General features: G+C 56.9%; 14 protein-coding genes and 1 pseudogene. 12 read left to right on the top strand and 3 right to left on the bottom strand.

Features of this window, described 5'->3' with window-relative positions:
* Window positions 1-19 precede the first annotated feature (19 nt).
* The 12 genes and pseudogenes from ACNKH6_RS07150 (at window position 20) to ACNKH6_RS07095 (ending at window position 8,608) form a co-directional block, all read left to right on the top strand.
* Complete coding sequence (locus ACNKH6_RS07150) at window positions 20-409, top strand: hypothetical protein (RefSeq protein WP_417914864.1); 390 nt, start codon at window positions 20-22, stop codon at window positions 407-409.
* Between the two features lie 37 nt (window positions 410-446).
* The gene (gene modC / locus ACNKH6_RS07145) at window positions 447-1,505 is read left to right on the top strand and encodes a molybdenum ABC transporter ATP-binding protein (protein ID WP_417914863.1); all 1,059 of its coding nucleotides are present in this window, start codon (window positions 447-449) and stop codon (window positions 1,503-1,505) included.
* An 85-nt stretch (window positions 1,506-1,590) separates the two neighbouring features.
* Window positions 1,591-2,385: a glycosyltransferase family 2 protein gene (locus ACNKH6_RS07140; RefSeq protein ID WP_417914862.1), complete on the top strand. Its 795-nt coding sequence runs from the start codon at window positions 1,591-1,593 to the stop codon at window positions 2,383-2,385.
* A 218-nt stretch (window positions 2,386-2,603) separates the two neighbouring features.
* Window positions 2,604-2,828, top strand: coding sequence for a hypothetical protein (locus ACNKH6_RS07135; protein WP_417914861.1), 225 nt, complete (start codon window positions 2,604-2,606; stop codon window positions 2,826-2,828).
* A gap of 236 nt (window positions 2,829-3,064) precedes the next feature.
* Window positions 3,065-4,324, top strand: coding sequence for a precorrin-6y C5,15-methyltransferase (decarboxylating) subunit CbiE (gene cbiE / locus ACNKH6_RS07130; RefSeq protein ID WP_417914860.1), 1,260 nt, complete (start codon window positions 3,065-3,067; stop codon window positions 4,322-4,324).
* Window positions 4,321-5,076, top strand: a pseudogene (locus ACNKH6_RS07125) (right-handed parallel beta-helix repeat-containing protein); the annotation flags it as partial. The gene cbiE and the pseudogene ACNKH6_RS07125, both read left to right, overlap by 4 nt.
* A gap of 189 nt (window positions 5,077-5,265) precedes the next feature.
* Window positions 5,266-6,246: a lectin-like protein gene (locus ACNKH6_RS07120; protein WP_417914941.1), complete on the top strand. Its 981-nt coding sequence runs from the start codon at window positions 5,266-5,268 to the stop codon at window positions 6,244-6,246.
* Window positions 6,247-6,363: 117 nt separating this feature from the next.
* Window positions 6,364-6,591 (top strand): hypothetical protein, encoded by a 228-nt coding sequence (locus tag ACNKH6_RS07115; protein WP_417914859.1) that lies wholly within the window; start codon window positions 6,364-6,366, stop codon window positions 6,589-6,591.
* Entirely contained in the window at window positions 6,588-6,974 is a 387-nt protein-coding gene (locus ACNKH6_RS07110) for a toxin-antitoxin system TumE family protein (protein WP_417914858.1), read from the top strand. The genes ACNKH6_RS07115 and ACNKH6_RS07110 overlap by 4 nt, the downstream gene beginning before the upstream one ends.
* Entirely contained in the window at window positions 6,971-7,729 is a 759-nt protein-coding gene (gene cobI / locus ACNKH6_RS07105) for a precorrin-2 C(20)-methyltransferase (protein ID WP_417914857.1), read from the top strand. The genes ACNKH6_RS07110 and cobI overlap by 4 nt, the downstream gene beginning before the upstream one ends.
* Window positions 7,726-8,484 (top strand): precorrin-4 C(11)-methyltransferase, encoded by a 759-nt coding sequence (gene cobM, locus ACNKH6_RS07100; protein WP_417914856.1) that lies wholly within the window; start codon window positions 7,726-7,728, stop codon window positions 8,482-8,484. Before cobI ends, cobM begins: the two co-directional genes overlap by 4 nt.
* On the top strand, window positions 8,462-8,608 hold the full coding sequence (locus ACNKH6_RS07095) for a hypothetical protein (protein WP_417914855.1): 147 nt from the start codon (window positions 8,462-8,464) through the stop codon (window positions 8,606-8,608). Before cobM ends, ACNKH6_RS07095 begins: the two co-directional genes overlap by 23 nt.
* Here the strand turns inward: ACNKH6_RS07095 and ACNKH6_RS07090 are convergent.
* From ACNKH6_RS07090 to ACNKH6_RS07080, 3 genes are all read right to left on the bottom strand, one after another.
* Window positions 8,595-9,500, bottom strand: a complete 906-nt coding sequence (locus tag ACNKH6_RS07090; protein WP_417914854.1) for a sirohydrochlorin cobaltochelatase — start codon at window positions 9,498-9,500, stop codon at window positions 8,595-8,597. The two genes, ACNKH6_RS07095 and ACNKH6_RS07090, sit on opposite strands and share 14 nt — an antisense overlap.
* 88 nt (window positions 9,501-9,588) lie before the next feature.
* Entirely contained in the window at window positions 9,589-10,590 is a 1,002-nt protein-coding gene (locus ACNKH6_RS07085) for a hypothetical protein (protein WP_417914853.1), read from the bottom strand.
* A gap of 231 nt (window positions 10,591-10,821) precedes the next feature.
* Window positions 10,822-11,517, bottom strand: coding sequence for a hypothetical protein (locus tag ACNKH6_RS07080; protein ID WP_417914852.1), 696 nt, complete (start codon window positions 11,515-11,517; stop codon window positions 10,822-10,824).
* Between the last annotated feature and the right edge of the window lie 127 nt (window positions 11,518-11,644).

Here is an 11,644-nt window from a genome sequence, read left to right as displayed (position 1 = left end):
AACCAACCGAGAGAATGAAATGTCTTCCTATGAACTTATTACAGTTGGAGAATTCACCGAGAAACTCAGTGGTTACGCGCCAGAAACTGAGGTTACTTTCGGTTCGTCAACTTACAGCCATTGCCCCCTCATATTTGAACGCTTTAAGCGTTACGGTAAAGATGTTTTACTTATTGAACTATCTGAAATTGATGAAGATCACGGATCAACCCCTGAACACCTTCACAGGATAACCGTAGGAGAAATTCGTGAGCATCTTTCAGGATACCAGTCTTCAGACAAAATAGACTTCGGTTGCACCATTGATGGAATTTCGCTGGAACTAACAAGCATTACCAATGTAGTCTCTCTAAATTTTCAGCAATCTGAACCACCAGAAGGGAGGTATGTTTGGACAAAGTCTGCTTGAGTAAAACGAAAGAGGAGCAGGAAGGGTATTGACAATTATGCTGCTTGAAGTCAATGTCGAGAAACGCTTCGGCGAATTCAGCGTCCGGGCGGCGTTCACGCTGCGCTCGGCGAAATGCGGAGTCTTCGGGCCGTCGGGCAGCGGCAAGTCAACGCTGATGCACATGCTCGCCGGGCTGCTGGAGCCGGACAGCGGCTTCATCCGCCTGAACGGGCAGACGCTGTTTGACAAGGCGGGCAAAATCAGCCTGCCGCCGGAGCAGCGGCGGATCGGCGTGGTCTTCCAGAACGCCTGCCTCTTCCCGCATCTGAGCGTGCGCAAGAACCTGCTCTACGGCCTCAGCCGCCTGCCTGCGCAGCAGCGGAGCATTGACTTTGACCAGCTCGTGCGCGTCCTCAAGATTGAAGAGCTACTCGACCGCAGCGTGACCCGGCTCTCCGGCGGCGAAAAGCAGCGGGTCGCGCTGGGACGGACGGTGCTCGCCTGCCCGCAGCTTATTCTGCTCGACGAGCCGCTCTCCGGGCTGGATGGTCAGCTCAAATATCAGATCATTCCTTACCTGCGCCAAGTCTTCGCCGAATTTTCCATTCCCATGCTCTTCATCAGCCACAGCTTGGAGGAACTGCGCCTGATGACGGACGAGGCACTGGTGCTGGAGCGCGGCCAGGCGGCGCGGCAGATGACGACTGAGGAGCTGGCCCGCAGCCGCAGTCTTGGCGGCGGAGAACGCGGCTACATCAACCTGCTTCAGTTGGACGAGCCAGAGGATTTAGGCAAGCTACTGTCGTATCGCTGGGGCAAGACGCGGCTGATGCTGCTCAAGAGCGGCAGCGCGGCAGCCGGGCAGTTCGCCCTTGGCGCGCGAGACATCGTGCTCTTCAAGAAGCACCCGGAGGCGACCAGCGCGCGCAACATGCTCGCCTGCACCGTGCGGCGGATGTATGAGACAGAGTGGCTGACCGGCATTGAGCTGGACTGCGGCGGCGGCACGCTGATCGCCGAGATTGTGCCGCAGTCAGTGGAGGAGATGGAGCTTCACCCCGGCAGCGAGGTCGTGGCCGTGTTCAAGGCTTCGGCGTTCCGGCGGCTGTATTGAGGTGGAACGAACGGCGGGAATTCCTTTGGATGTGCATCCAAAGTTTGGATGCGGAGCAATGAGGCCCTCTTGACAGCATAGCTCAATGCTTTTTTCAATTATCACCCCAAATTACAACGGCGGCAGGTTTCTTGAGGAAACCGTGCGCAGCGTCATCAGCCAAGCGGATGATGCTGTTGCGCTGGAATATATCGTGGTGGATGGCGGCAGCACTGACTGCTCGCATGAGATTCTGGCAAAATATGCGGACAAAATCGCCAGAATTATTGTGGAACGGGACAGCGGCCCGGCCAATGCCATCAACAAGGGGCTGGCGGCGGCGAGCGGCGAGGCGCTGGCGTGGCTGAATGCCGATGACCTGTATTATCCCGGCACGTTGCGGCGGATACGGGAGGTGCTGGAGCACAGGCCGGAGGCGGCAATCTGCTTCGGAAGCTGCCCGATCCTTGATGCGCAGGGCCAAGAAATTCGTTCCGGCATCACCCGCTGCAAAGAATTTTTCTACCCCTTCTCCTCCCGCTTCACCTATCAGTGCATCAATTATCTCTCCCAGCCCGCGCTGTTTTTCCGCAGAGCAGCTTTTGCGCAGGCCGGGCCGCTGCGGGAAGACATGACCGCAGCTTGGGATTATGAATTCATTCTCCGGCTGTGGCGGAACGGCGGGGCGGCGCAGGTGCCGGGCGCACCGCTGGCCGCCTTCCGCTGGCATGAGCAGTCCATCAGCGGCCAGCACTTCGCAACTCAGTTCCGTGAGGAATACGAGGTGGCGCGGGCGGACGCAGGCCGCTTCAGCCCGCAGACCTTCCTGCATTTTTTCGTCCGCTGGGGTATAGTCGGCATTTATTCGCTGATGGCGCAGAGAAGACGGGCAGCCCGGTGACAGCTGCCCGTGTCCCGCCCAGAAAAATGAGCTTTCCGCCTCATTGAACGGGCAGCCCGAATATGGTTTGATGGCAGAGACAGACGAAGCTCGGCTCTCTCCTCCTCTGACAGCCCGGTCGCCGCCTGTTCAGCCCATCTCTCTCCTGAGCTGAACAGGCGGCTGTCCTCTGCTTCCTCCGGCGCACCTCAAACACCCAGGAAAAGGAACGGCACCCGATGAACACGCAACGCACGGTCAGTCAAGCCTCTTACAGATGCGCCGCCGCCAACAGGCATGTCCAAGTTCAGATCAAGCCAGGCAGCCGGACGACGCGGCATGTTCCTCAAGCCTGCTCAGGCATCGGCGATTGTCAGCGCGGCGTGGTGCGCCTTGTTTCCGGCATCACCTATGAGGTGGATTGGCAACGCTGCCGTTTTTGCTCCGACACAGAAAATCAGTAACAAAGCCCCCAGCAGTTTGGCAGCCGCAGCAGAAACTCTCTCCTCCCTGCTGCGGCTGCTGTTTTTTTCTGTTCCCGCCTTTTCCGCCGCCAAAACCATCATTGCGGCAGCGCAGCCCGTTTTTCCTCCCGCTCACTTGCGTCTGTATCGCCAGAACTTAATGACAAAATCGCGCTCTTCCTCTATACTGTCCCGTTGAGTTTTCTGACACGCTCACGTGAACAGGGAGAACGGGATTGCTGACCACCTTTAAGATACTGCTCTTCGGCATCAGCGGCGGCAGGCTGGAGCCGGAGCATCGGCAGCGGATCGAGCAGTGCAGCGCGGTTGCGGCCTCGCAGCGGCACCATGAGCTGCTGGCCGGGCTGGACATCCGCCGCATCGCCATCACGCCGGTGGAGGAGATGATTTTTGAGGCGGCTGTCTCCCTTCAGAACAACGACGTGGCGGTGCTGGCTTCCGGCGATCCGCTTTTCTTCGGCATCGGGCGAACGCTGCTGGAGCGCTTCGGCCCGGAGCGGGTGGAGATTGTTCCCGCCATTTCCGCTGTCCAGCTTGCCTGCGCCCGTTTCAAACTGCCGTGGGACGATTTGACGCTGATCAGCCTGCATGGCCGTGCGCCGGGCCTGCTGGCAGGCAAAGTTTTGAGTCAGCCCAGAGTGATGCTCTTCACCGACCACCGTCACAGCCCGGACCGCATCGCCGCCGATCTGCTCGCACTGCTGAAGGAGCACGGCGACACCGACCGCATTCAAGGATTGAATATCCGGGTGGCGGAGAATCTCGGCCTGCCGGAAGAACGGCTTTGGCAGGGCAGCCTTGAAGAGACAGCGCAGGCGAAATTCGCTGATCTCAATCTGATGCTGATTGAGCACGCCTCGGCAGGCCCGGCTGACGACGAAAACGAGGCTGGCGCGGACTGCGTCTTCGGTTTGCAGGAGGATGAAATCAAGCACTCGCGCGGCCTGATCACCAAGGATGAGGTGCGGGCGGTGATTCTGCATCGGCTGCGTCTGCCAAGCAGCGGGGTGTTCTGGGATGTGGGCGGCGGCTCTGGTTCGGTCTCCATTGAAGCGGCCCGGCTCTGCCCGGAGCTGGCCATTTATGTCATTGAGCAGAAAGAGGAAGGCTGGCGCAACATCCGCGCCAACATCGCCCGCTACGGCCTTTACAACATCACGCTGGTGCGCGGCCAAGCCCCGGAGGCTTTGCGCGACCTGCCCGATCCAGACCGGATATTCATTGGCGGCAGCCGGGGGCTTTTGGCGGAAATCATTGCCCCTTGCGCCCAGCGGCTGATCAAAGGCGGCAGGCTGGCAGTCAGCGCGGTGCTGCAAAACACGGCGGAGCAGGCACCGCTGCTGATGACCGCCAACGGTTTGGAGGCTGATTCCCGCACCATCGCGGTGACGCGGGAGCTGAAGGACTTTGACGAGGACGGGCAGCCATCCGGCCTGCGCCTGAATCCGATCACGATCATCACCGGGAAGAAATGACCCGGCATCATCAGGAAGACAACAAGAGGAGACCTACGGCAATGGCGAAAATCAGTTTTGTTTTGGCGATGATGCTGTCTGTTATGGCTGCTTCCGCGCAGGCAGCCACGTATTATGTTGACGGCGAAAACCCAGCGGCGAGCGACGATTATACCAAGGCGCAGGCGCAGAACGAGGCAACTCCGTATAAAACGCTTTGTTATGCTGGCTGGGTGGCGAAACCCGGCGACACGGTGTTAGTTAAGGGCGGCAATTACCCAGATCCACAGTGCGGAGACAAGACGCAAGTCGCAATGCTCATGCAGGATGGTGAAACAGCAAGGCTGCAAGGTAAACCATACTGGACAACATTCAAGGCGTATCCAGGTCATCGTCCCCACATTCGTTTCCGACCTCCAACAAACGGAATTCATATCGAAGGATCGTATATTATTATTGACGGTTTTGAAGTGTCACCCGAAGATATTATGGAGGGTGACTACAGGAATGGCACCGGTATTTATTCTACAGACTGGGAAACTACATATTCACATCACATTATCATACGCAATTGCAATGTGCATGACTGTCCTGGTGGTGGAATTTCCAGCATGTGGACTGATTATCTGACCATAGAAAACAACATTGTCAGAAACAATAACTACTGGTCATGCGGAGGTCCGAGCGGAATCCATATCTACCAGCCACATGACAGCGGCATCAACTTCGGAGCAACCACAGTGAACGGCACTGACTACAGAATTGTCATCGCAAACAACCGCAGCTATGGCAATGAGAATAAACTGCCACCAACTCCTGCCTGTTTTGCTCCGGGATGGCCTTCGCTGCCAAATTATCCTCCTGACGGAAATGGAATAGCTCTTGATGATTTCGCGTGTAGCCAGCCAAGTGGTCAGGAACAGAAATATCAAAATGTTCTTTATCCTCATCGGACACTTATCATGAACAATCTGACCTACGGCAACGGCGGACGGGGCATTCTTGCGGGCGGCGCAGCTCATGTTGACATCCTCCACAACACGGCGTATGGCAACATGCGAAGCAAAGGATTGCGCGATAGCTGCGGTGGCAGCCAAGATTGCAACATGTTCGGAGAAATTGCTGCGGAAGGGCCAGACATGAGTATATTCAACAACATTGCTGTTGCTGAATATACTCATACATTGTCAATAAAAACATACCCCTATTGGTCAGACGTAATTGGTGCTGATCTCTCGCAGAAAGTTGTTTATGGCAACAATCTCAACTACGGCGGCTGGGGCATTGAAGACAACGGCACCATCGGTTCCAATGCAGGCAACAACATCTCCCAAGACCCTTTGCTTGCAGCTCCCGGCCTGAACGCCGATTCAGACTTCCATCTGACGCAGGACAGCCCTGCAATCAACAAAGGCTCTGCGGAAAACTCCGTGCCGCTTGATTTCGACGGCTTCGCCCGGCCCATCGGCATTCTGCCGGACATCGGGGCGTATGAGGCGATGTCCGACACAGCCAAAACGGTGAACCCGGCCAACGGTCATTCCTACCAGCGGTTCAGTTCGCCGCTGACGTGGAGCGAAGCCAAGACCGCCTGCGCCGCTTTGGGCGGCTATTTGGCCACTGTCACCAGCCCGGAGGAGCAGAAATACGTCACCTCCAAAGGCGCGAATGCGTGGCTCGGCGCGACAGACGAGGTTCAGGAAGGAGCATGGAAGTGGATAACTGGTGAAACATGGAATTACGCCAACTGGTCTGCCGGCGAGCCGAACGACGGCTGTGGCGGGCAGGACTATTTGCAAATTTACCCTGGCGGCACTTGGGATGATCACGGCGGGCCGGGCTGTTTCAAAGACATCACTTTGCCTTACATCTGCGAATGGAACGGCAGCTCATCCGCGCCTTGGCTGCCTGCGATGTATCAATTTTTGCTGAAAGGGAAATGAGGGATAAAGAGGCTGACTATGGCGGCGCAGACGGAAACACTGAGCAGGATACATATCCTGCAAGAAGTTTATCAGATGAATTATCATTCTGATTTCGCTGATCGGGTTCTTGATAAATTGATCGAGCTGGAACGGGATAAGGCGCAGCGCGAGCTGCTGGAGCAGCAAGAAATTCTACGATTATTTGAAGAACGGCACCATATGCCCTCTGAGTTATTCTACGAGCGTTTTCAGAATGGAGTGCTTGGCGACGATGCAGATTTTTTTGAATGGAGCGCGACGTATGACATGTGCCGCTCTGTTCAGGAAAGGCTGGCCAAATTTTCTGCTCTTCCCTTGCAATGACCGCGCAAGAATGCCTTGAGAAAATAAAGGCCAAGCTCATCATCTCGGATGCTGTCTGCTCCATCACCATTATTGCCGAACGCGCTTTAAGCAATCGAGGTTATTTCCGCGCCCGCCTGACTCTTGCCAATGGAGATTTTCTTGAAGTGTCCGAGTATTTTCTTACAGAAAATAACGGATGCTCAACGATAGAATATCGCCATCAATGGATGGACCCCGCAAGAACAAAGCTCATCAAACGCTGGGACAATGCCCCTCATTTTCCTCAACTGGCAAATTTTCCGCATCATATCCATATTGCCAGTGAAACAGATGCGGTGCCCGGAACGGTTATGGGTATCATCCACTTGATAGAGCTTTTTGAAACCGAATTATTGACATGACACCACCTCAGACAGGCCGCCTCTACTTGGTCGGCATCGGTCCCGGCGACCCGGAGCTGCTCACCTGCAAGGCTATGCGGATACTGACGCAGACCAGCGTCTGGGCTGCGCCCAAGGCGCGGGAGAACAGCAGCAGCGCCTTGCAGATCGCGGCGGCAATGGTCAGCCCTGAAGGCAAGACCATCTTGGAGCTGTGCTTCTCGATGAAGAAAATCCGCCTTGGCTGCGAGCCGGATCAGGAAGCGGCGCAGAGCTGGCGGCAGGCGGCGGAGACCGTCCTTGCCCAGCTTGATCAGGGCCGCGACGTGGCCTTTCCCACGCTCGGCGACCCCGGCCTGTACTCCACCGGCTTTTATCTGCTCCACACCCTGCGCGAGCTACAGCCCGATCTGCCAGTGACGGTGGTGCCGGGCATCACGGCCATGTCCGCCTGCTCGGCGCAGGTCATCAGCCCGCTTGGGCTTGGCGACGACGTGTTGACTGTGGTGCCAGCGGCCTTTGACGACGGGCGGCTGCGCGACATCCTCATGCAGTCAGACGCGGTGGTGCTGATGAAAATCTTCCGCCAGCTCCCGCGCCTCATCCCTTTGCTTGATGAGCTGGGCCTGACCGACAAGGCGGTGATTGTCGAGCGCGGCAGCATGGACGAGCAGCGCATTCATTACGACATCCGCGCCGCAGCGGGCCGCGAGCTGCACTACTTCTCGACCATGCTGGTGCGGAAAAAACAACTGATCAGCAAGACAGCATCATGACACATCCTGTGATTTTCCTTGGAGCAGGGCCAGGCGACCCGGAGCTGCTCACCCTCAAAGGCCGCCGTCTGTTGGATGAGGCGGATGTGATAGTCTATGCGGGCAGTTTGGTCAATCCGGCCTTGCTGGCAGGCGTGCAGGCGGAGATTCATGATTCCGCTGGCATGACGCTGGACGAGGTGCTGGCCGTGCTGATTGCGGCGCAGCGGGGCGGGAAAAAAGCGGTGCGCCTGCACACCGGCGATCCGGCCTTGTACGGGGCCATCCGCGAGCAAATGCAGCGGCTTGACCTCGAAGGCATTGGCTATGAGGTGGTGCCGGGAGTCAGCTCGGCCTTTGCCGCCGCCGCCGCGCTCAAGGCGGAACTGACTGTGCCGGAGATCACGCAGACCGTGATTTTCACCCGCATCGGCGGGCGCACAGCCGTGCCGGAAGCGGAATCGCTGCGCAGGCTGGCGGCAGTCCGGGCCTCGATGTGCATTTTTCTCTCCGCAGGCATGATGGAGCAAGTGGCCGCCGAGCTGATGGCGGGCGGCTGTCCGCCGGAAACACCGGCGGCAGTGGTGGAGAAGGCTTCGTGGCCGGAGCAGCGCGTTGTCCGGGGCACGTTGGCGGATATTGCCGGGAAGGCGCAGGCGGCGGGCATCCGCAAGACAGCGATGATAGTGGTCGGGCAGGCCTTGTCGGATGAGGAGACTGCGGCATCAAGGCTGTATGATGCGGGGTTCAGTCATGAATACAGAAGCAAAACATGAATCTGAAGTTAATTTTCGTAACGACATGGTGCTGGTTAAGCAGCAAGTTGTGCTGCTTAACGCCAACCTGAACGAGCTGTTTGCGAGAATATCCGCTGCAAGGAAACGTATCACCGCAATGTGATGCCCGCATCAGCGGCGGCTTCGCCTGCATTGCGGACGAACAGCTCGGCAAAGGCATCAATTTCGCCCAAGCCGCGTTCGGCGGTCAGCACCTCGAAGCCTTTTCTCTCCAGCACATTTTTCCACGAGTCTTCTTCCGGCCCAGCCATGTCGTTGACCGAATGATCACCGGCGACGATCATGAATGGCTTGAGCAGCACCTTGCGCACGCCGAAGCGTTGCAGCTCCTCGGCCACATCGGCCAGCACAGGAAAACCTTCCACATTGCCGATCACGGTCAGCAGGCCGGGATAAAGCTGGCGCATCCGGTGCGCCAGTTCAACGTAGGCACCTGCCGAGGGAAAATGCTCATTGCCGTGGCCCATATACACCAACGCGGCTTCCGCCGAGCGGGCCAGTTCCGCATCTGCGGCCAAGGCGGCGGCGACCGCCAGAATGTCGTCGCCGTAGGGATGGGCGATGCCGAAGGTGCCGAGCGCGGGCCGTCCTAAGACGACTTTGTGAAACGGCTTGTATTTCGCTTTCTTGACGGTTCCCATCCGCAGCAGTCCGTCCACATAGGTGCCGAGATCAAGATATTCCTCGCCCATTGCGATGTGCGTCGGCTGGAGAACTATATCGTCAAATCCTTGATCTTGCAGATCGGCGATGGTCGCCAGCACTGTTCTGACCTCGAAAATTTCTGCGGGAATTTCAGGATGGGCCTGGCGGTAGGCGGCATCTGCTGCCCGCTTGCGCCATTTTTTGCGAATGATGTTCGAGGTGAAGGCGATCCGCACCGGCGTTTCCGGGTAGCGGGCCGTCATTTTCCTCCAGATGTTGAGCAGCCCTTGCAAGGCCGACTCAACTGTGGTGCCAAACATGGCGATGACAATTGCGCTTTTATGCTCCATCCTTTCAATTCCTTTGCTGAAAAACAACAAAGCCGGAGACGCTTCCCGCGCCTCCGGCCTGACAGCCGTGGTCAGCAGCAGTCGCTGATCAGTAGCCGTAACCGGAGCCGTATGGCATATTCTGCTGCATCATGCTCGGCATCATATTTTGCATCATCATGTTCTGCATATTCGGCATCATCATGTTCTGCATGTTGGACATCATGCCCTGAACACCCGGCATCATGCCTTGATTATAGAACATACCTTGATTGCCTGGCATCATGCCTTGATTATAGATCATGCCTTGATTGCCGGGCATTCCAGTGCCATAATCAAGATAAGGATATCCGCCGCTGCTGGAAGAACCAAAAATCGGCATCGGCAACGGCACATTGGGGAAGTTGGAATTCATGATCCCCTGCTGCATATAGGACATTTGCCGCTGCTTGATCGGTGCGCTGACCATTGGAATCATCGCAGGCATCATCGCGCTCTGGAAACGGTAGGGGAAATTCCACGGCTGAATCTGGCTGATCATGCTCTGCACTGCGCCGGGCTGAATCATCGGCCTGAACGTGGCCTGACCCATCGGGGAAATCTCCCGGACCCGGTTGGTCATGATTGAATCCCGGACGCTGTTTCTGATCTGATTGATCGGCGACGACATGCCGCTGCTCATGCTCTGCTGCAGCATGGACAAGTTTTGATTAGCCATCCCTATCGCGCCGTTTTGCCGCTGCTGCTGCGGCAATGACTGAATCCCCTGCTGCACCACCTGCCGCATATCCAGCATTGGCATACTCACACTTCCGCTTGAGCTTGGATACCCGCCGCTGCTCGGGTACCCTCCTCCCATGCTGCTGCTGCCGTACATATTGGCCAGAGAACCGGGATTGACCGGCATGGCGAACTGCTGCTGAACCATACCGCCGTTCGGCACCACACCCGGCATTCCGCCAGCTCCTGGCAGCGGTTCAGCACTGCTGCCCGACATGCTGCCTGCGCCTGGCAACGGCGCGGGGCCGCCTCCCAATTGCGCAAAACCGGACGCTGCGCTCAGGCAAACAAACGTTACTCCCAATGCTGCGACATGAAATGTTTTTTTCATCTCTGCTCTCCTTGCTGTTGATCTCTGCTCCTGCCCTTTTTCTTCATCTGCCGCAGGCGGAGATGAAGTGTCATCTGTAAGGTAGCAGCTTCCGTTGTGTTTGTAAATTTTTTTCTGGGAATGTCCATCTTGCTGCTGCGGCAAAACAAAAGCCGAAGATGCGCCAGCACCTCCGGCTTCGCTGTTTTCTCTGTCAGATGCCTGCCAGAAAAATAACGACGGCGCAGCGCGTTACTTCACCTGAAACATCGAACCGCCACCAACATTAGGCCCGGAAGAAGAAGAACCCGCGCCAGGCAGGCCGGGCACGTTCGGGAAGCCGGAGCTTTGGATGCCTTCCTGCATATAACCAATCTGCGGGGTTTTGATCTGAGTGCTGACTTGGCCGACGATCATCGGCATCATCTTGCTCTTGAAGCGGTTCGGCAGCTCCCACGGTTTGATGTTGCCGATAATGGTCTGCACCATTTGCGGCTGAATGTTGCTCCGGTACAGATTCGGCGCCATTGCAGAGATGTTTCTGTAGCGGTCTTGCAGAATGGTCTGACGCACCTGCTCTCTGATCTTGGCAGCGGCAGCCTGCGGCATCATGCCGATGTTCTGCTGGGTCAGCTGCTGGGCCAAGGAATCACGCTGCTGCTGGGGCATGTTCTGCACAGCCTGCTCAATCATCTGGCGGATGTCAAGCACGGTCGGCTGAGACGACAAGGCAGCCTGATCGGCCTCAGATGAGAACAGAGTATCCATTTTCACGTTGCCGCTGACCTGCTGATTCACACCCTGCATCATGCCACTGGCCATGCTTGCAGCGATGCTGCTGGCCATGTTTGCTGCCGGGCCGCCTACCGGGGCACCCATTTGGGCCATCGCTGAACCAGCCAGCGCCAAACCGAGTCCTAAGGTGAATCCAATGACTGCTTTTCTCACTTTCGCTCCTCCTCTTGGTTAAATCCATCCGCACCACGCGGACAGACATCTCTCCAGATCAAATTGTAATATTTGGCTATAGATAACGCGTTGCGTGTCTTTTTGCAAGAACTTTTTGAAAAAGACG

Origin of the sequence: Candidatus Electronema sp. JM (assembly GCF_048287415.1) — a bacterium.
In the GTDB taxonomy this organism is placed as follows: Bacteria; Desulfobacterota; Desulfobulbia; order Desulfobulbales; family Desulfobulbaceae; genus Electronema.
This window is presented reverse-complemented; position numbering and strand designations above follow the sequence as displayed.

Excerpts from the sequence above, each read along its gene's own strand:
- ACNKH6_RS07085 (WP_417914853.1), bottom strand. The coding sequence starts at position 10,590 with ATGAAAAAAACATTTCATGTCGCAGCATTGGGAGTAACGTTTGTTTGC.
- ACNKH6_RS07090 (WP_417914854.1), bottom strand. The coding sequence starts at position 9,500 with ATGGAGCATAAAAGCGCAATTGTCATCGCCATGTTTGGCACCACAGTT.
- ACNKH6_RS07095 (WP_417914855.1), top strand. The coding sequence starts at position 8,462 with ATGAATACAGAAGCAAAACATGAATCTGAAGTTAATTTTCGTAACGAC.
- ACNKH6_RS07140 (WP_417914862.1), top strand. The coding sequence starts at position 1,591 with ATGCTTTTTTCAATTATCACCCCAAATTACAACGGCGGCAGGTTTCTT.
- cobI (WP_417914857.1), top strand. The coding sequence starts at position 6,971 with ATGACACCACCTCAGACAGGCCGCCTCTACTTGGTCGGCATCGGTCCC.
- modC (WP_417914863.1), top strand. The coding sequence starts at position 447 with ATGCTGCTTGAAGTCAATGTCGAGAAACGCTTCGGCGAATTCAGCGTC.
- ACNKH6_RS07120 (WP_417914941.1), top strand. The coding sequence starts at position 5,266 with ATGAACAATCTGACCTACGGCAACGGCGGACGGGGCATTCTTGCGGGC.
- ACNKH6_RS07150 (WP_417914864.1), top strand. The coding sequence starts at position 20 with ATGTCTTCCTATGAACTTATTACAGTTGGAGAATTCACCGAGAAACTC.
- ACNKH6_RS07110 (WP_417914858.1), top strand. The coding sequence starts at position 6,588 with ATGACCGCGCAAGAATGCCTTGAGAAAATAAAGGCCAAGCTCATCATC.
- ACNKH6_RS07135 (WP_417914861.1), top strand. The coding sequence starts at position 2,604 with ATGAACACGCAACGCACGGTCAGTCAAGCCTCTTACAGATGCGCCGCC.
- cobM (WP_417914856.1), top strand. The coding sequence starts at position 7,726 with ATGACACATCCTGTGATTTTCCTTGGAGCAGGGCCAGGCGACCCGGAG.